This window comes from Methylobacterium ajmalii (assembly GCF_036448855.1).
Taxonomy (GTDB): domain Bacteria; phylum Pseudomonadota; class Alphaproteobacteria; order Rhizobiales; family Beijerinckiaceae; genus Methylobacterium; species Methylobacterium ajmalii.
The window spans coordinates 152,234-170,278 of the sequence record NZ_JAZFXT010000023.1 but is presented as its reverse complement, the minus strand read 5'-3'; the positions used below and the strand labels follow the sequence as shown (position 1 = coordinate 170,278).

Sequence of the window (18,045 nt, the reverse complement as noted above, 5' to 3'; positions counted from 1 at the left end):
CGGCTTGCCGCATGCCTCGGATCGAAGCGCTAAGACACGGGAAACGTTCGACAAAATTTCGGTTAACGGCCCTTAAACCCGCCTCAATTACCGTCTCTTGAGTGCCCCACGCGGGCCGGTTCGTCCGGGGGCGAAGGGGAACTCGGCAGGATGGCGAAGGGACGCGAGCGGACGGGTCGGGTCGAGCCCCGCTTCGAGGCGGAGGGGACCGGGGATCCGGCCTCCCTCGACCTGCGCCTCTCGCGGGGCGATCGGGCGGGAGGCGGCGTGGCCAAGGGTACCTCCAAGGGCACATCCAAGGGTTCGGCCAAGGCCGCCCCGAAGCGGGCCGCCCGTGCGGCGGCCCCGGCCCCGCGGCGCCGGCGGCGCTCGTTCCTCGGCTCCCTCGTCTACGGCACGGTGATCCTCGGCCTCTGGGGCCTCGTCGCGGTGGCCGGCATCGTCGCCTACCACGCCTCGCAGCTGCCGCCGATCGACCAGCTGGCGGTGCCCAAGCGCCCGCCCAACATCGCGATCCTGGCCGCCGACGGCTCGCTGCTCGCCAATCGCGGCGAGACCGGCGGGCGCACTGTGAGCATCCGCGAATTGCCGCCCTACCTGCCGCGCGCCTTCGTGGCGATCGAGGACCGGCGGTTCTACTCCCATCTCGGCATCGATCCGGTCGGCATCGCCCGCGCCATCGGCCAGAACCTGACCCGCCGCGGCGTCGCCCAGGGCGGCTCGACCCTGACCCAGCAGCTCGCCAAGAACCTCTTCCTGACCCAGGAACGGACCGCCTCGCGCAAGATCCAGGAGGCGATCCTGGCGCTCTGGCTCGAGCACAAGTACACCAAGGACGAGATCCTCGAACTCTACCTCAACCGGGTCTATTTCGGCGCCGGCGCCTACGGCGTCGAGGCGGCGGCCCAGCGCTACTTCGCCAAGCCCGCCAAGGAGGTGACGCTGGCGGAGGCCGCGATGCTCGGCGGCCTCGTCCAGGCGCCGTCGCGGCTGGCGCCCAACCGCAACCTGCCGGCGGCCCAGGCCCGCGCCGCGCAGGTGCTGGCGGCGATGCAGGAGCTGGGCTTCGCCAAGCCCGCGGACGTGAAGGTGGCGCTGGCCCAGCCGGCGAAGCCGGCGCGCGCCAAGGGCGGCGGCTCGGCCAACTACGTCGCCGACCTCGTGATGGACGTGCTCGACGACTACGTCGGCAAGATCGAGACCGACGTCTCGGTCCAGACCACCGTCGATCCGGGCCTCCAGGCGGTGGCCGAGCGGTCGCTGGTCGACGAGCTGAACCAGAAGGGCGGGCGCTACAACGTCGGCCAGGGCGCGGTCGTGACGATGCGGCCCGACGGGGCGATCCGGGCGCTGATCGGCGGGCGCGACTACGCGCAGAGCCAGTTCAACCGCGCCACCACGGCCAAGCGCCAGCCCGGTTCGGCCTTCAAGCCGTTCGTCTACCTCGCGGCGGTCGAGCGCGGCCTGACCCCCGACACGGTGCGGGAGGACGCGCCGATCAACATCAAGGGCTGGAACCCCGAGAACTACTCGCGCAACTACAGCGGCCCCGTGTCCCTGCGGGACGCGCTCGCCCACTCGCTCAACACGGTCGCGGTGCGGCTCGGCGTGGAAGTCGGCCCGAAGGCGGTGGTGCAGACGGCGCAGCGCCTCGGCATCACCTCGGCCCTCCAGGCCAACGCGTCGATCGCGCTCGGCACCTCGGAGGTGACCCCGCTCGAACTCGTCGGCGCCTACGCCACCTTCGCCAATGGCGGCATGGGGGTGATCCCCTACGTGATCGCCGGCGTGAAGACCGTCGACGGCCGTACCGTCTACAAGCGCGCCCCGAGCGGCCTCGGCCGGGTGATCGAGCCCCAGGCCGACGGCATGATGAACGCGATGATGCACGAGGTCTTCGTCAGCGGCACCGCCAAGAAGGGCGACATTCCGGGCTGGGATCTGGCCGGCAAGACCGGCACCAGCCAGGATTTCCGCGATGCCTGGGTGATCGGCTACTCCGCCACCCTGGTGACCGGCGTCTGGCTCGGCAACGACGACGGCGAGCCGACGAAGCGGGTGTCGGGCGGCAACCTGCCGGTGGAGATCTGGAACCGGGTCATGGTGGCGGGCCTGCGCGGCGACAAGCCGGCGCCGCTCCCCGGCGCCGCCCGCTGGCGCCGCACCAGCAACGCCGTCGCGGCGGCCAACCCCGCCGAGCCGCCGACGATCGGCGGCATGATCGACGACCTCCTCGGCGGCGGCCAGCCCGCCCCCGCCCGGCCGCAGCCGGCGCCCCAGCGCGGCGGCCCGAGCCGGGAGGACAAGAACTTCCTCGAGCGGCTGTTCGGAGTCGGGGAGTGAGAGGAATTCCGGACGATGTCTTCCGGGATTCCTCCCGTGGGCCCGCACGGTGGCGCCGTCGCCCCGCGCGCGTCGGGTGATGGGGACATCATGTGAGGCGGGCCGCACGGCGCCCGCCGAACGGGTCGTTCAGTCCTTGAATTCCTCGATCGCGTCGACCTTGCCCGGGTAGAACGCGAGATGATCCTTGATCGCCGCCACCGCCGGAAACGGGGTCTCGTAGCTCCAGACCGCGTTGGCCCGCTCGACCCCGCCGGCGGTGAGGGAGAAGTAGCTGGCATCACCCTTGTGGGGGCAATGGGTGCGGTGCGCGGTCCGTGCGAAGAGGTCCATCTCGGCATCCTCGCGCGGGATGTAGAGCACCGGCGGCATGGCGCCCTCGCGCAGGGTCAGCGCCCGGGTGGTCTCGGCGACGATCGTGCCGCCGAGCATGACGCGGATCCGGTGCGGGTTCGGCGTGATCGTGATGGATGGGCCCGTCATGACGGCTCCTTGCGTTCCACGGTGCCGAGGGCGTCGGCCAGCCGCGCCTGGGCGCTGCCCGGCCGCAGCGGCTTCTGCTGGCTCTCGTGCGGCACCCAGCCCGAGAGCCAGATCATCTCGAAGGTCGCCCGCAGGCGCCCGTCCGGGTCGGCGAAGCGCTCGGCGTAGAGGGCGGCGGCCCGCATCAGGGTCGCGCGGCGCAGGCCGCCGCGGCGCTCGCGAAGCGCGTTGGTCAGCCCCATGGCCCGCAGGTCGCGCATCAGCCCGAACGGATCGCCGTAGCGCACCGTCACGGTCTCGACGTCGGCGACCGGCAGGGCGAAGCCGGCGCGCTGGAGCAGGCCGCCGACGTCGCGCACCTCCGCGAACGGCGCCACCCGGGGGCTTGCCCCGCCCTCGACCTCGCTCTCGGCCTGGGTGAGGACCTGGCGCAGCTCGGTCAGCGTGCGCCCGCCGAGCAGGCAGCCGACGAAAAGGCCGTCGGGCCGCAAGGCCCGGCGGATCTGCACCAGCGCGCCCGGCAGGTCGTTGACGTGCTGGAGCGCCAGCAGCGACACGGCGAGGTCGAAGCTCCTGTCGCCGAACGGCAGGGTCTCGGGATCGCCGACCGCGACGGCGAGGCCGGGCCCGCCCGGCTCCGCCACCGGTGCGAGGCGGATGACGGATTGCGCCCGCCCGCTCGCCCGCAGCCAGGATGCGGCCGCCGGTACCGGGGTGGCGAGGTCGAGGGCGTAGGGAAATTCCCGCAACACCGCACCGAGGCGGTCCGACAGGTCGTCGACCGCCCGCGCGACCAGGAAGTCGGCGAAGCCGGCGCGGCGGGCGCGGGCGAGCCGCTTGCGGATCAGGGGGGCGTCGAACAGGAGCGGCGAGGACATCGCCCGCTAGATGGCGCGGGACCGGGCCCAGCGCCAGGGCCGGTGCGCCCGCGAGACCGGAAAGGCGTTGTCGATCCCTCGCCGATCCCTTGCAGGCCACTCGCCCAGCCTCTTGCCCGGCCCCTTGCCGAATCGTTCAAGGAATCGAGGTAAGAGGGCCTGGTGACCCGCCCCCCTCTCCTCCTCCCGGCCTGGCTGCTCGTCGCGGCCTGCGTCCTCCCGGCCGCCGCCGTGGCCGCACCGGTGCGGCCGGCGCCCGCGTCGCAGGCCAAGGATTCGGGAGGCAAGGAGGAGACGGTCGAGCAGGCCCTGTGCCGCCTGATCGAGGGCGCGGCCCAGTCCAAGGGTCTGCCGGTCGCCTTCCTGACCCGGCTGATCTGGCGCGAGAGCAGCTTCCGGCCCGGCGTGGTAAGCCCTGCCGGCGCCCAGGGCGTGGCGCAGTTCATGCCCGGCACGGCGCAGGAGCGCGGGCTGACCGACCCGTTCGACCCCGAGCAGGCGATCCCCGCGGCCGCGCGCTTCCTCCTCGACCTGCGGGGCCGGTTCGGCAATCTCGGCCTCGCCGCCGCGGCCTACAATGGCGGGCCCGGCAGGGTCTCGTCCTGGCTCGCCGGCACCGGCGGCCTGCCGGCGGAGACCCGCGCCTACGTCGCGGCGATCACCGGGCGCAGCGCCGAGGACTGGGCCGCCGCCGCCAAGGCCGACACCAAGGGCGATCTCGTCGAGCCGGAGGGCACGACCTGCCTGCAGGTCACGGCGTCCTTGCGCATCCGCGGCCGCACCGAGACCTTCTTCGCGGGTGCCGCCGCGACGCTCGCACCCTGGGGCGTCCAGCTCGCCGGCAATTTCTCGAAGTCGATCGCCCTGGCGAGCTTCGGCCGAGCCCGCGACCGCTACGCGGCGATCCTCGGCGACGTGCGCCCGATGGTCATCGGCACCCGCCTGCGCCACCGCGGCACCCGGGCATTCTACCGCATCCGCGTGCCCGCCGAGACCCGCCCCGGTGCCGAGGCGCTGTGCAACCGCATCCGCGGCGTCGGCGGGGCCTGCCTGGTGCTGAAAACCTGAGGTTCACGCCGCGTCACCCAAACGGGTGATGACACAACCTCCGCCCCCTGTTTCGCTCGGCAGCCGACCAAGGGTCGCGCAGCGGGCGAGCAGGGAGGAAGGCTCATGAAGTTCGGCGACGGCGTGCCCCGGTGGGCCCGGAGACGGGTCGAGCGGCACATGATGCGCCATGTCGACGGCCGGATCGTGCGGTGGATGTCGTTCGGATCCGGGCTCAAGCCGGGCGCGGTTGAGGCGATGGCATCCGAGACGGCCCCGGTCGACACGGTTGGGAACGTGGTTCCGTTCCTCCGCCGGCCGTCCCACGCCGGACCCGGCGGCCGTGCCTCGACGCTCGACGCGACGGGGTCATGATTCACCACCTAGAGTTCAAAAAACCGGCGCCCATCGTGGCGCCGGCCTCCGTCAGCCGCGGGGCTGTCCGATCGCGTTCAGCATCGCGGTGAACCAGGCAGCCTCTGGATCGAACGCCTTGCCGCCGCGGATACGCGGGAACTCGATCGCCCGCAGCCGGCCGTCCCGCTCCTCGTCGTGCCCGATCACGCCGGAGACGCCGGTGAGGCCGCACTCGACCGCGTAGTCGACCATGCCCTGGATCAGCCGCAGATCGTCGGCGTTCGGGGCCGCCGAGCGGGCGAAATGGCCGGATTTCAGCACGAGCGACTTCTCCGCCCCGATCATCGGCGCGAAGCGGTCGGCGAACCACTTGCCGACGTTGACCGTATCGATCTTGACGTGGCCGAAGGGGTCGCGGCCCAGCACCTCGCCCCGCCCTTCGATCTCGGCGACGATCTCGTCGAGGCCGGCGCCCTCGCTGAGAAAGATCGTGACGCAATCCTTGGCGTCGAGCCGTGCCTTCAGCCGGGCCGCCTCGCGGGCGATGTCGAGGGGCATCTCGGGCAGGTAGACCGCGTCCACCTCCTTGTGCGCCCGGTCGAGGCCGAATTCCGGCACGAACTCCGTCCGGTCGAGGCGGTCGCGATAGGCCTTGGCCGTCGCGGCGGTGAGCCAGCCGCACTTGCGGCCCATGATCTCGTGGACGATCAGCATGCGCGGGTTGGCGCTCTGCTCGTTGACGATGTTCTCGGCGAAGAGCGCGCCCTGCTCGGCCGCCGTCCAGGCGCCCAGCGTCTGGCGGATCGGCACCACGTCGTTGTCGATGGTCTTGGGCAGGCCGACGACCGTCAGGTGGTAGCCGTTGGCCTCGAGATAGGCCGCGAGGTCGGCCGCCGTGGTGTTGGTGTCGTCGCCGCCGATCGTGTGCAGCACGCTGATTTGATCGCGGGCAAGCTGCTCGGCCGCCACCTTGAGCGGGTCCTGCCCTTCCTTCACCAGGCCGCGCTTCACGCAATCCTTGACGTTGGTGAGCTTGATCCGGCTGTTGCCGAGCGGCGAGCCGCCGTGGCGCAGCAGGAGATGCGCCTTGGCCCGCACCTCGGGGGTGACCGGGATGTGGTCGCCGAGGAGCAGGCCCTTGTAGCCGCTGCGATAGCCGATGATCTCGGCCTCGGGCGCCAGGTCGGTGTAGCGGGCGATCAGCCCGCCGACCGCCGCCGACAAGCAGGGGGCGAGGCCGCCCGCGGTGAGCATGGCGATCTTCAGGGTAGGCATGGTTGGGCTCCGCGTGTCCGACGCGAAGCCCATAGTGGGCCGAACGGCCGTGGGGTCCAGCCCCCGGGCTCAGTCCTTGTCGAGGCTGAGGTCCGGCGCCTCGGGATTCTTCATGCCCACGACGTGGTAGCCGGCATCGACGTGCAGGATCTCGCCGGTCATGCCGCGCGACATGTCGGAGATCAGGTAGGCGGCGGTCTCGCCGACCTCGTCGATCGTCACGGTGCGGCGCAAGGGGGCGTTGTACTCGTTCCACTTCAGGATGTAGCGGAAGTCGCCGATGCCGGAGGCGGCAAGCGTCTTGATCGGGCCGGCCGAGATCGCGTTGACGCGGATCTTCTGGGGGCCGAGATCGGCCGCGAGGTAGCGCACCGAGGCCTCGAGCGCGGCCTTGGCGACGCCCATCACATTGTAGTGCGGCATCCACTTCTCGGCGCCGTAATAGGTCAGCGTGAGGAGCGAGCCGCCGTTGCGCATCAGCTTCTCGGCCCGCTGGGCCACGGCCGTGAACGAGTAGCAGGAGATCAGCAGCGACTTCGAGAAGTTCGCCTCGCTGGTCTCGATGTAGCGGCCGGTCAGCTCGTCCTTGTCCGAGAAGGCGATGCAGTGGATGACGAAGTCGATCCCCTCGGGGAAGTGCCGGCCGGTGGCCTCGAAGGCCGCGTCGATCGAGGCCGGGTCGGTGACGTCGCAATGGCCGACGACCGCCGCGTCGAGCTCGCGCGCGAGCGGTTCGACGCGCTTCTTCAGCGCCTCGCCCTGGTAGGTGAAGGCCAGCTGCGCGCCGTGCTGGTGGGCGCTCTTGGCGATGCCCCAGGCGATCGAGCGGTTGTTGGCGACGCCGAGCACGAGGCCGCGCTTGCCGGCGAGGAGCCCGGTCTTCAGGGATGCGGCCTGCCCGTCATCCTGCACCTGTGCCCGGTTCGAGTCAGCCAGGTTCGAGTCAGCCATGAGTCACCCAAAGAACAGCCGCCACGGGGGGCCGGCGGCAGGGCGGACCCGGCCGTCCATGGCTCCCCAGGGGTTTCCTTAACCGACGCCCGCGGGCGACGGAAGTGCGCCGGCTCCTGTTATAGCCCGCGCGTTCCGAACTCTACGGGGTCGCGGCGGCCGCCCGGCGCTTGCGGGCGAACTCGGTCAGTGCCTCGTCGGCGCTCGCCGGCAGGGTGATGGCGACCGTGGCGAGCAGGTCGCCGCGGGTGCCGTCCTTCTTCGGCAGGCCCTTGCCGCGCAGGCGGAAGACCCGGCCCGAGCTGGTCATCGGCGGGATCTTCATCTCGACCGCTCCGGTCAGGGTCTGGATCCGGATCGGCCCGCCGAGCACCGCGTCCTCCAGCGGCACCTCGGCGGAGGTGCGCAGGTCCGAGCCCTCGACCTGGAAGCGCGCATCGGGGGCAAAGCGGATGGTGAGGAGGGCGTCGCCCGGCTCGGCGCCGTGGGCGCCCGGATAGCCGAGGCCGCGCAGGCGGATCACCTGCCCGTCGACCACGCCCTTGGGCACCACCACGTCGACCTCGCGGCCGCTCGGCAGGTTGAGGCGGAGCTTGGCCTCCCCGGCGACCTGATCGAGGCCGACCGTGAGCTCGGCCGCCACGTCCTCGCCCTTCTGGGGCGCGCCGCGGCCGGCGCCGCCCGAGCGGAACGCCTCGCCGAACAGGTGCGAGAAGATCTCCTCGCCGAAGCCGCCGGCGGCCCCGCCGCCCGCGCCGCCCCGGCCGCGGGCCATCGATTCGAAGTCGAAGCCGCCGGCACCGCCGCCGCGCCCGGCGCCGCCGCCGAAGCCCTCGAAGCCGGTGAAGCGGGGCTTGCCGTCGCCGTCGATGGCGCCGCGGTCGAACTGCTCGCGCTTCTTGGCGTCGCCCAGGATCTCGTAGGCCTGGTTGACCTCGGAGAAGCGGTCCTGCGCCTTGGCGTCGTTCTTGTTGCGGTCGGGGTGGTAGGCCTTGGCGAGCTTGCGGAAGGCCTTCTTGATCTCCGCCTCGTCGGCCGAACGGCTCACGCCGAGTACGTCGTATGGGTTGCGCATGGCGATCCGATGGCGATTCGAGCGGCCCCGCATCCGGCGCGTCACGGGCGGGAGCGGGGCCGCGGCTTGAAAGAGATGTGCCCTATCTGGCGACCGTGTTGCCGGATTGCAACGCAGGCGGAGCGGGAGGCTGCCAGGTTACGGCACTTCCCGCGCAAGCGCCATTCGGACCGTCGAACCGGAGGCTCAGCCCGGCTTCGACGTGGCCTTGAGGCTCTTCAGCTCCCAGGCACCGCCGGACGGGCGGCAGCCGGTGCCGCGCACGAAGCGGTTGCTCCCCGGCCCGATCACCGAGGCGAGGAAGCCGCGGCAGATCTCGTCGTTCTTCACGAAGGGCAGCCCGGTCGGGTTGATCATGCCGCGCATGCCCGAATCCGGGTTGTCCCACTTCACCGGCTGGCCGTTGCCCTGCGGGTCGAGGGCGACGGAGAGGGCCGCCTTGGCCCGGCGCCAATCCTCGCCCGAAAGGTCGGAGCCGAAGCTCTTCGGCGCCGCCGGCTCGATGCTGCCGGTGCTCTCGGGCTCCGGCGGGGCGGCGTCCACCTGCGGGGTGAACATGATGAGCGGCTGGCTGCAGCCGCCGAGTGACAGGACGCCGCCGAGCACGCCCGCCGCACAGGCGAGCCCGAGCGTCACCGAACCGACTTTACACGCACCGCGACGCATTACACCTAATCTCAAGACCGGACGGCCCGCCGCGACGCATCACCTTGCGACGCCGACCCGCCCCCGGTTCGGTTGTCACAGCGGCACTCCCGCGGAGTGCCATTTGGGTAAGGACGATGCCGTGGACGGGTTAACGAAGGGTGATTTCACGCAGAACCCGGATCCGTGGGACCTGTTCCGGCAATGGTTTGCCGACGCACAGGTCTCCGAGCCGGAGGATCCCAACGCCATGGCGCTCGCGACCAGCGGCGCCGACGGGATGCCGGACGTGCGCATCGTGCTCCTGAAGGATGCCGACGAGCGCGGTTTCGTGTTCTACACCAACACCCTGTCGATGAAGGGGCAGGAGCTCGCCGACAACCCGCAGGCCGCCCTGGTGATGCACTGGAAGAGCCTGCGCCGGCAGGTCCGGGCCCGCGGGACGGTGACCAAGGTCTCGGAGGCGGAAGCCGACGCCTATTACGCCTCGCGCCCCCGCGACAGCCGCCTCGGTGCCTGGGCGAGCCGCCAGTCGCAGCCGCTGGAGAGCCGCGACGTCCTGATCCGGGCGGTGGACGAGATGCGCGCCCGCTTTCCCAACGAGGCGGTGCCGCGCCCGCCGCACTGGACCGGCTACCGCATCGCCCCGGTGACGATGGAGTTCTGGCAGGACGGCGCCTACCGTCTGCACGACCGGGTGCGCTTCACCCGCGAGGGCGAAGCCTGGACGGGGAACCGGCTCTACCCGTGAGGGGCGGGCCTCCCGGACCGTCGCGTCCCTGAGGCGCAACCTTTGCTGCGGCGCGGCGAGCCCTGGATTTCCGGGTCGCCGGGCCCTACCCTGAGGCTCTCGGCGCCCCGCACGACCGGCGGCGCCCGCACCGGACATCCCGAGGAACGGCCGTGGCCCCACCGTCGAACGAACGCCGCCGCGTGATGCTGCTCACCGGCGCGAGCCGGGGCATCGGCCATGCCACCGTCAAGCGCTTCTCGGCGGCGGGCTGGCGCGTCATCACCTGCTCGCGCCACGCCTTCCCGGAGAACTGCCCCTGGGAGATGGGCCCGGAGGACCACCTGCAGCTCGACCTCGCCGACCCGGAGGACACGATCCGCGCCGTCAAGGAGGTGGCGGGCCGGCTCGAGGCCGAGGGCGGGCTCCTGCACGCGCTCGTCAACAATGCCGGCATCTCGCCCAAAGGGGCGGGCGGCGCGCGGCTCGGCGCCATCGACACCCCGTTCTCCGACTGGCAGCGGGTGTTCCAGGTCAACTTCTTCGCACCCATCCTGCTCGCGCGCGGCCTGCGCGACGAGCTGACCCGGTCGCGCGGGTCGATCGTCAACGTGACGTCGATCGCGGGCTCGCGCGTCCATCCCTTCGCGGGGGCGGCCTACGCCACCTCCAAGGCCGCGCTCGCCGGCCTCACCCGGGAGATGGCCTCCGATTTCGGTCCCCTCGGGGTGCGGGTGAACGCGATCTCGCCCGGCGAGATCGACACCTCGATCCTCTCGCCCGGGACCGACAAGCTGGTGGCGCAGATCCCGCAGCGCCGCCTCGGCACCCCCGACGAGGTCGCCAAGGCGATCTACTTCCTGTGCACCGAGGCCTCGTCCTACGTGAACGGCGCCGAGCTGCACATCAACGGCGGCCAGCATGTCTGAGCGGGCGGCGCTCGCTCTCGCGCTCCTGCTTCTCGCCTCCCCCGCCGCCGCCGAGCCGCGGGTCGCGCTCCTCGACCTGCCGTTCCGGGTGACGCAGCTGCGCGACGCCGCCAGCGAGGCGGCTCTCGCCGTCGCCACCGCCGGCCTGCCGCAGCTGCCCCGCAAGCCCGGGCCGCTGGCGGTCGCCTGGGGCGAGACGGGTGCGGCCGTCGTCACCCTGGCGGGCGACACGGTGACGGTGATCCCCCTCCCCCTCGATGCGATCGAGGGCCTGACCGCCGGCGAGACGCCGAAGGGCGCGGTGCCGGGCTCGCGCCGGGTGCTGGCCGGGCCGTTGAGCGCCTACCTGTCGGGGACCGGGCCGGACGGCCACCGGACCGCGAGCGCCCTCACCTTGCGCGAGCGCCAGCCGGTGGCGATGAGCGCCGACCCGAAGCCGGTGCCGGTCGCGACCAGCGCCGTGTCGCCGGGCCCCGGCGCGGTCTTCGCGGCCGACGCCCTGCGGCCGGTCGAGATCGACGGGACCGTCAACCTGCTCGCGGTGAGCGAGCGGCCGGAGGGCGCGAGCCTCGCGGTGATCGGGCGCCGGGACGGCGCCTGGCAGGTGCGCGGCGCGACCCCGCCCGAGCCCGGCCCCCTGAGCCTCGCGGCCGCCCGTCCGGGCGCGACGCCCGCCGCCCTGCTGGTGCGCGGCGCCGACGGCCGGGCCGAGAGCTGGTCCCTCGCCGGCGGCACCCCCGCCCGGCAGGCGCGCGGGGGAGCGGGCTTTGCCGCCCCCGGCGCCGCCCTCGGCGAGGGGGAATGGGTTCTGGCGGCCGGCGACCGCACGGCGCTGGCCTACCTCTCGACCGACGGCCTGAAGGAGCGTGCCCGCGCGGCCCTGCCGGCGCCGGTCGGGGCCGGCCTCGCGGTCCTGGGCTCCGGGCATGGCGCCGCCATCGTGGTGGCGCTGACCGACGGGCGGCTCGCGACCGTGCGGGACGGGGACGCGCGGCCGTGAGCGACGGATCCGACGAGCCGGCCTGGCGCCGGCGCTATCCCGTCCGTCCCTTCGTCGCCGCCTCGGTGGCGGTGGTGCGCGACGGGCGGGTGCTGCTCGCCGCCCGCGGACAGGCGCCGATGCGGGGCGTCTACACCCTGCCGGGCGGGCAGGTGGAGGTCGGCGAGACCCTGGCCGAGGCGGCCCTGCGCGAGCTGCACGAGGAGGTCGGGGTGGTGGCAGAGATCGTCGCCGGCCTCTCCCCCCTGGAGGTGATCGGCCGCGACGGGGACGGCGCGGTGCTGCACCATTTCGTGATCCATCCCCACGCCGCCCGTTGGCGCTCCGGCGAGCCGACGACCGGTCCGGAGGCCCTCGATCTGCGCTGGGTGACGCCCGAGGAAGCCCATGATCTGCCGACCACCGAGGGGTTGCACGGCGTGATCGCGCAGGCCCTCGCTGCCGTGGGGAACGGCGCATGAGACGCTCCCCGTCGCTCGGTGCGCGCGCCGCCGTGCTCGCCGTCTGCCTGCTCGCGGCCTCGCCGGCTCTCGCCCAGACCCGGCCGAAGCCCGCCGCCAAGCCGCCGGAGAAGGAAGTCCCCGCCCCCCCGCCGCCGCCCGACGCGCCCGCTCCCTACGACCGCGACCTCCTGCGGCTGTCGGAGATCATCGGCGCCCTGAGCTTCCTGCGCGAGCTGTGCGGCCATCCCGACGCGCCGGAATGGCCCGCCCGCATGAAGGCCTTGCTCGAGTCCGAGGGGACCAGCCAGGGCCGGCGCGACCGCCTGGCCGGCGCCTACAACCGCGGCTATGGCGGCTACGCGGTCACCTACCGGGTCTGCACCCCCTCGGCGGTCGAGGCGACGACCCGCTTCATCGGCGAGGGCGAGCGGCTGTCGGTCGCGCTCGCCGGCCGTTTCGGCGGCTGAGCGCCGGCCTGTTGCCAGGATGCCACATCTGTGGCGGTGGCGTCGAAGAGGGAGGCATTCTCGCGGCGCCGTTAACCTCTTCGCAATTCCTTGCTGGCTCGCGCCCGGCAGAGACCCTATGAATCGGGACATCACCTGAGGCTGCTGCGGATTCGAGACCGCCGTTCTCCTCCAGAGACCCGATCTCAAGGCTGTCGATGACCGATTTCGAAACCTACGAGCCCGAGCTCCACTCCGACCAGGACGCGAAGCGCGCCGCCCTGAGCTACGTCTCGGAAGCCTTCGCCGAAGGCTGCCTGGACGGGCTCGACGGCGACTGCATGGCCCAGGCCGCCCTGTTCGCGGCCTTCCAGGAACTGGTGCAGACCTACGGCGAGGAAGCCACCGCGCGATACGCGGAAGGCTTTCCCGAGCGCATCCGCGGCGGTACCTACACGGTGCGGCCGGAGGCCCGGCATTAAGAGCCGTTAACGATTCCGGCCCGCCCGTCGACGAACGGGCGGGACCTGCGGCACCGCTTCGCGCGTTCGTCGCGCATGAGCCTCCACGATCCCGCCTCCCTCCGCACGGCCCGCCTGTGGCGCCCGCGACGGGTCGTCGTCACGGCAGCGGCGCGGGATCACGCCCACGGCCGGGCGATCCTGGCCCGGGCCGAGGCGCTGGGCCTGCCGGTCGAGGCCCTGCCCGGCAACCGCCTCACCGGCCTGCGCCATCCCGATCCGCGCCGGGCCTATATCGAGGCCAAGAGCACGCTCGCGGTGGTGGTGGCTCCGCCCGCCAAGCTGAAGCTGCAGCCGATCCCGCCGAGCGCCGACTGGCGGGTCGATCTCGCCGAGGGCTGCCCGGCCCATTGCCAGTACTGCTACCTCGCCGGCTCGCTCGCGGGCCCGCCGGTGACCCGGGTCTACGCCAACCTCCCGGAGATCCTGTCGAACCTCGCCTCCTATGTCGGGCGCGGCGGCGTCACCTCGGCGAGCGCGGAGCGGGCGCAGGAGGGCACGAGCTTCGAGGCCTCGTGCTACACCGATCCCCTCGGCATCGAGCACCTGAGCGGCTCGCTCTCGGCGGCGATCCGGCATTTCGGCGCCTGGGACGCCCCGGTGAGCCTGCGGGCGACTACCAAGTTCGCCGCGGTCGAGCCCCTGCTCGGCCTCGATCACGGGCGCCGTACCCGCCTGCGCTTCTCGGTCAACCCCGTGGCGGCCGGCCGCTTCGAGGGCGGCACCGCCCCTCTGCGCGAGCGGCTCTCGGCCCTCGGCGCGGTCGCCCGGGCCGGCTACCCGGTCGGCCTCACGGTCGCGCCGATCCTGCCTCTGCCGGACTGGCGCGCGGCCTACGACGACCTCTTCGTGCAAGCCGCCGAGGCGCTGGCGGGCGCGCCCGACCTCGACCTCACCGCCGAGCTCATCACTCACCGCTTCACCCCCGGCTCGAAGACGGTGCTGGAAGGCTGGTATCCGGGCTCCGACCTGCCGATGCGCGAGGACGAGCGCAGCCGCAAGTTCACGAAGTTCGGCTCGGTCAAGTACGTGTTTCCCGCCGAGCTGATGCGGGAGATGCGCGGGGAGCTGACACGTTCCCTCGCGGAGCGGCTGCCGATGGCGCGGGTGCTGTACTGGACCCGAGGCGGCTCGCTCACCCGCCTCCCGCGAACTCCGCCTCCAGGGCCGGGATCAATTCCTCCAGGAAATCCTCGGCGGCGGCCGGCAGGGTGCGGCCGGCCTTGGCGATCAGGCAGACCGGGCGGGAAAAGCTCGCCTCGGCGATCGGCCGCGAGCGCAGGGCGGGCTCGGCCCGGATCTCGCGGGCCGAGCCCGGCAGGATCGTGAGCCCGAGCCCGGCCCGCACCATCCCGACCGCGGTCATCATGTAGGTGGCCTCGCAGGCGGTCACGGGCCGGCGGCCGGCGGCCACGAAGGCGGCGTCGACCACGCCGCGCACGCTGGTCGCGGCGTCCATCAGCACCAGCGGGTGCTCGGCCAGCGCTTCCAGCGTCACGCTCGCGACCTCCCCGATCGGGTGGCCGTCCGGATAGACGACGTGGAGCGCGTCCGCGGCACGGGCCAGCACCGTCACCTCGGGGTCGCGGACCTCGCCGCCGGTCACGCCGAGATCGACTTCTTCCTGGCGCACCAGGGCGAGCACCCGCTCGGCGATCACGTCCTTGACCACGAAGCCCATCCGCGGATGCGCGGCCCGGAAGCCCGCGATCGCGTCCGGCAGGAGACCCGCCGCCACCGAGGGCAGGGCCGCGATCCTGACGATGCCATGGCGCCGCGCCGCGAGGTCGCGGGTATCGACCACCACGCCGTCGAGCTCGCGCAGCACGCGCTGGAACACCGGCAGCAACTCGCGCCCGGCCCGCGTCGGCGCGACGCTGCGGCTGGTGCGGTCGAGGAGGCGGACAGCCAGCGCCTCCTCCAGCCGGCGGATCTGCACGGTGAGCGCCGGCTGCGACAGGTTCAGGAGCGCGGCCGCCCGGGTGAAGCTGCGCAGGTGCGCCACCGACACGAAGGCGCGGACGTGGCGCAGGTTGAGATCCATAATGAAACGCTATCGTGACGATCCGATCTTTTCAATTGTTAGATCGTAACCCTTGAGTTGTGATCCCCCGGTCATCAACGGCGCCGCAACCGAGCGCCGAACCCTGGGAGGAAGCGATGCTGGCCCTGCTCGGCCTGTGCACCATCGCGTTGTTGCTCGCGGCCATTCTCACCAAGCGCCTGTCGCCCCTCGTGGCGCTGATCGTGATCCCGGTCGCCGCCGCCCTCGTGGGCGGCTTCGGGCTCGAGACCGGCAAGTTCGTGCTCGCCGGCATCCAGAGCCTGGCGCCGGTCGTCGGCATGTTCGTGTTCGCGATCCTGTTCTTCGGGATCGTCAGCGATGCCGGCCTGCTCGACCCGATCATCGACCGGATCCTCGCCACCGTCGGCACCCGGCCGAGCCGGATCGTGCCGGGCACGACGCTGCTGGCGCTCCTCATTCATCTCGACGGCTCGGGCGCGGTGACGTTCCTGATCACCATTCCGGCGATGCTGCCGCTCTACGACCGGGTCGGAATCGACCGGCGCATCCTGGCCTGCGCGGCCTCGCTGGCGGCGGGCGTCAACTTCCTGCCCTGGACCGGGCCGATGATCCGGGCCTCGGCGGCGCTCAAGCTGCCGATCCCCGACATCTTCACGCCGCTGGTGCCGGTGCAGGCGGTGGGCCTCGCATTCATCTTCGCGGTCTCTTACTGGCTCGGCCTGCGCGAGGAGCGCCGGCTCAAGCTGGCGAGCGCCGGTCGTGCGTCCGAGGCCGTGACCGCCGGGACGCGTACCCTGAGCGATGCCGAGCGCGCCCTGCGGCGGCCGGAGCGGTTCTGGCTGAACCTCGTCCTCACCCTCGCGGTCCTCGGCACGATGGTGCTGATGGCGGAGAAGATCCCGCCGGCCCTGATGTTCATGCTCGGCACGGCGCTGGCCTTGATCATCAACTATCCGAGCGTCGACGCCCAGCGCCAGCGCATCGACGCGCACGCCAAGGCGGCGATCCTGATGGCGTCGATCCTGCTCGCCGCCGGCGTGTTCACCGGCATCATGCAGGGCACCGGCATGCTCAGGGCGATGGCGCAGGGAGCGGTGGCGTTCGTGCCGCCCGGCCTCGCGCCCCACATCCCGTTCGCGCTCGGCCTCGTCTCGATGCCGCTCAGCATGCTGTTCGACCCCGACTCGTTCTATTTCGGCGTGCTGCCGGTGGTGGCCGAGGTCGCCCATCAGCTCGGCGTGCCGCCGCTCCAGGTCGCGCAAGGCGCCCTGCTCGGCCAGATGACCACCGGCTTCCCGGTGAGCCCGCTGACGCCTGCGACCTTCCTGGTCTGCGGGTTGTGCGGGATCGACCTCGCCGACCACCAGAAGTTCACCTTCCCGTTCCTGCTCGCGGCCTCCGTGGTGATGACCTTCGCGGCCGTCGCCTTCGGGGTCTTCCCCCTGTGATTCCGCAGCACCCGCAGGGTGCCGTGCAAGCCCGAACGGGCGTCGGCGCCGATGCGCCGGACGCCTTCGCCGGAGGCGAAGGCAAGCGAGGGAGAGATTCATGAAGTCCATCCGCCTGGGCGCCGGGGCCGGCTATGCCGGCGACCGGATCGAGCCCGCGGTCGAGCTCGCCGAGCACGGCGCCCTCGACTACCTCGTCTTCGAGTGCCTGGCCGAGCGCACCATCGCGCTCGCCCAGCAGGCGCGCCTGCGCGATCCCGCCTCCGGCTACGACCCCCTGCTGGAGGCCCGGATGCGGGCGGTGCTGGAGCCGTGCCGCCGCAACGGCACCCGCATCGTCACCAACATGGGCGCGGCCAACCCGCTCGCCGCCGCCGAGAAGACCCGGGCCATCGCCCGCGACCTCGGGCTCACCGGCCTCAAGGTGGCGGCGGTGATCGGCGACGACGTGCTCGAGGCGGTGGGCGCCGGGGATTACCAGATCCTCGAGACCGGCGGCCGGGTGCGCGATCTCGGCAACCGGGTGATCTCGGCCAACGCCTATCTCGGCGCCGGCCCGATCGTGGAGGCGCTGGCCCGGGGCGCCGACGTCGTCGTCACCGGCCGGGTCGGCGATCCGGCGCTCTTCCTCGCGCCGCTCATCCACGCCTTCGGCTGGGCAGACGACGACTGGGACCGCCTCGGCCGCGGCACGCTGGCCGGCCATCTCCTCGAATGCGCCGGCCAGGTCACCGGCGGCTACTTCGCCGATCCGGGGGTGAAGGACGTGGCGGGCCTCTCCCGCCTCGGCTTCCCCATCGGCATCGTGACGCAGGACGGCGACATCGAGATCACCAAGGTCGCGGGCTCTGGCGGGCAGGTGACGCTCGCCACCTGCAAGGAGCAGCTCCTCTACGAGGTCCACGACCCCGCCCGCTATCTCCAGCCCGACGTGGTGGCGGATTTTTCGGGCGTCGCCATGGAGGAGGTCGGCCCCGACCGGGTGCGGGTGACCGGCGGGCGCGGCACCCCGGCGACCGGGCTCCTCAAGGTCTCGGTCGGGTTGATCGATTCATTCATCGGCGAGGGCCAGATCTCCTATGCCGGGCCGGGCGCCGCCGCGCGGGGCCGCCTCGCCCTCGACATCGTGCGCGAGCGCCTCTCGCTCACCGGCGTGACGACGAGCGAGCTGCGCTTCGACCTGATCGGCGTCGATTCCCTGCACGGTCCGGCCCGCGCCGCCGGGGCGCCAGAGCCCTACGAGGTCCGCGTCCGGGTCGCCGGGCGCTGCGACAGCCTCAGCGAGGCGGCGCGGATCGGCAACGAGGTCGAGACCCTCTACACCAACGGCCCGGCCGGCGGCGGCGGGGCCTGGAAATCGGCCCGCGAGGTCGTCGGCGTGGTGTCGGTGCTGGTGCCGGCCGCGCTCGCCCGGCCGAGCGTGCGGATGATCGAGGCGTGAGGAGGAA

The 18,045-nt window shown here is 72.4% G+C and carries 18 protein-coding genes and 1 pseudogene; 12 read left to right on the top strand and 7 right to left on the bottom strand.

Annotated features, from left to right (window positions below; genetic code table 11):
- The first annotated feature begins 150 nt into the window (after positions 1 to 150).
- The gene (locus V3T34_RS09720; RefSeq protein ID WP_305078612.1) at positions 151 to 2,343 is read left to right on the top strand and encodes a transglycosylase domain-containing protein; all 2,193 of its coding nucleotides are present in this window, start codon (positions 151 to 153) and stop codon (positions 2,341 to 2,343) included.
- A gap of 129 nt (positions 2,344 to 2,472) precedes the next feature.
- On the opposite strand, the gene V3T34_RS09715 is transcribed toward V3T34_RS09720, so the two are convergent.
- Both V3T34_RS09715 and V3T34_RS09710 read right to left on the bottom strand, forming a co-directional pair.
- The gene (locus V3T34_RS09715; RefSeq protein ID WP_305078613.1) at positions 2,473 to 2,826 is read right to left on the bottom strand and encodes a DUF427 domain-containing protein; all 354 of its coding nucleotides are present in this window, start codon (positions 2,824 to 2,826) and stop codon (positions 2,473 to 2,475) included.
- Positions 2,823 to 3,704, bottom strand: a complete 882-nt coding sequence (locus V3T34_RS09710; protein ID WP_305078614.1) for a methyltransferase domain-containing protein — start codon at positions 3,702 to 3,704, stop codon at positions 2,823 to 2,825. The genes V3T34_RS09715 and V3T34_RS09710 overlap by 4 nt, the downstream gene beginning before the upstream one ends.
- A 162-nt stretch (positions 3,705 to 3,866) precedes the next feature.
- Here V3T34_RS09710 and V3T34_RS09705 point away from each other — a divergent pair, with 162 nt between their 5' ends.
- Positions 3,867 to 4,772, top strand: coding sequence for a lytic transglycosylase domain-containing protein (locus V3T34_RS09705; protein WP_091885449.1), 906 nt, complete (start codon positions 3,867 to 3,869; stop codon positions 4,770 to 4,772).
- 105 nt (positions 4,773 to 4,877) lie between these two features.
- Positions 4,878 to 5,126, top strand: coding sequence for a hypothetical protein (locus tag V3T34_RS09700; protein ID WP_305078615.1), 249 nt, complete (start codon positions 4,878 to 4,880; stop codon positions 5,124 to 5,126).
- Positions 5,127 to 5,177: 51 nt separating this feature from the next.
- On the opposite strand, the gene V3T34_RS09695 is transcribed toward V3T34_RS09700, so the two are convergent.
- The 4 genes from V3T34_RS09695 to V3T34_RS09680 form a co-directional block, all read right to left on the bottom strand.
- Entirely contained in the window at positions 5,178 to 6,383 is a 1,206-nt protein-coding gene (locus V3T34_RS09695; RefSeq protein ID WP_305078617.1) for a pyrophosphate--fructose-6-phosphate 1-phosphotransferase, read from the bottom strand.
- Positions 6,384 to 6,452: 69 nt separating this feature from the next.
- A complete protein-coding gene (fabI, locus tag V3T34_RS09690; protein WP_060849195.1) occupies positions 6,453 to 7,319 on the bottom strand; it encodes an enoyl-ACP reductase FabI in 867 nt (288 codons plus the stop codon).
- A 157-nt stretch (positions 7,320 to 7,476) separates the two neighbouring features.
- The gene (locus V3T34_RS09685; RefSeq protein WP_060849194.1) at positions 7,477 to 8,409 is read right to left on the bottom strand and encodes a DnaJ C-terminal domain-containing protein; all 933 of its coding nucleotides are present in this window, start codon (positions 8,407 to 8,409) and stop codon (positions 7,477 to 7,479) included.
- A 186-nt stretch (positions 8,410 to 8,595) separates the two neighbouring features.
- Positions 8,596 to 9,075, bottom strand: coding sequence for an RT0821/Lpp0805 family surface protein (locus V3T34_RS09680; protein WP_305078619.1), 480 nt, complete (start codon positions 9,073 to 9,075; stop codon positions 8,596 to 8,598).
- Between the two features lie 121 nt (positions 9,076 to 9,196).
- Between V3T34_RS09680 and pdxH the strand changes: the two genes are divergently transcribed.
- The 7 genes and pseudogenes from pdxH to V3T34_RS09645 form a co-directional block, all read left to right on the top strand.
- Complete coding sequence (gene pdxH, locus V3T34_RS09675) at positions 9,197 to 9,805, top strand: pyridoxamine 5'-phosphate oxidase (protein ID WP_305078620.1); 609 nt, start codon at positions 9,197 to 9,199, stop codon at positions 9,803 to 9,805.
- Positions 9,806 to 9,990: 185 nt separating this feature from the next.
- Entirely contained in the window at positions 9,991 to 10,713 is a 723-nt protein-coding gene (locus V3T34_RS09670) for an SDR family NAD(P)-dependent oxidoreductase (protein ID WP_305078642.1), read from the top strand.
- On the top strand, positions 10,706 to 11,713 hold the full coding sequence (locus tag V3T34_RS09665; RefSeq protein WP_305078621.1) for a hypothetical protein: 1,008 nt from the start codon (positions 10,706 to 10,708) through the stop codon (positions 11,711 to 11,713). Before V3T34_RS09670 ends, V3T34_RS09665 begins: the two co-directional genes overlap by 8 nt.
- Positions 11,710 to 12,174 (top strand): NUDIX hydrolase, encoded by a 465-nt coding sequence (locus tag V3T34_RS09660; RefSeq protein WP_305078622.1) that lies wholly within the window; start codon positions 11,710 to 11,712, stop codon positions 12,172 to 12,174. Before V3T34_RS09665 ends, V3T34_RS09660 begins: the two co-directional genes overlap by 4 nt.
- Complete coding sequence (locus tag V3T34_RS09655; RefSeq protein ID WP_305078623.1) at positions 12,171 to 12,623, top strand: TIGR02301 family protein; 453 nt, start codon at positions 12,171 to 12,173, stop codon at positions 12,621 to 12,623. The genes V3T34_RS09660 and V3T34_RS09655 overlap by 4 nt, the downstream gene beginning before the upstream one ends.
- A gap of 197 nt (positions 12,624 to 12,820) precedes the next feature.
- Positions 12,821 to 13,084, top strand: coding sequence for a hypothetical protein (locus V3T34_RS09650; RefSeq protein WP_048426713.1), 264 nt, complete (start codon positions 12,821 to 12,823; stop codon positions 13,082 to 13,084).
- 75 nt (positions 13,085 to 13,159) lie between these two features.
- Positions 13,160 to 14,245: pseudogene (locus V3T34_RS09645) on the top strand (spore photoproduct lyase family protein); the annotation flags it as partial.
- 13 nt (positions 14,246 to 14,258) lie between these two features.
- On the opposite strand, the gene V3T34_RS09640 reads toward V3T34_RS09645, so the two are convergent.
- Entirely contained in the window at positions 14,259 to 15,167 is a 909-nt protein-coding gene (locus tag V3T34_RS09640; RefSeq protein ID WP_060845816.1) for a LysR family transcriptional regulator, read from the bottom strand.
- A 116-nt stretch (positions 15,168 to 15,283) separates the two neighbouring features.
- Between V3T34_RS09640 and V3T34_RS09635 the strand changes: the two genes are divergently transcribed.
- Positions 15,284 to 16,597, top strand: coding sequence for a CitMHS family transporter (locus V3T34_RS09635; protein WP_091885430.1), 1,314 nt, complete (start codon positions 15,284 to 15,286; stop codon positions 16,595 to 16,597).
- 100 nt (positions 16,598 to 16,697) lie between these two features.
- Positions 16,698 to 18,038, top strand: coding sequence for an acyclic terpene utilization AtuA family protein (locus V3T34_RS09630; protein ID WP_305078624.1), 1,341 nt, complete (start codon positions 16,698 to 16,700; stop codon positions 18,036 to 18,038).
- Positions 18,039 to 18,045: the final 7 nt, after the last annotated feature.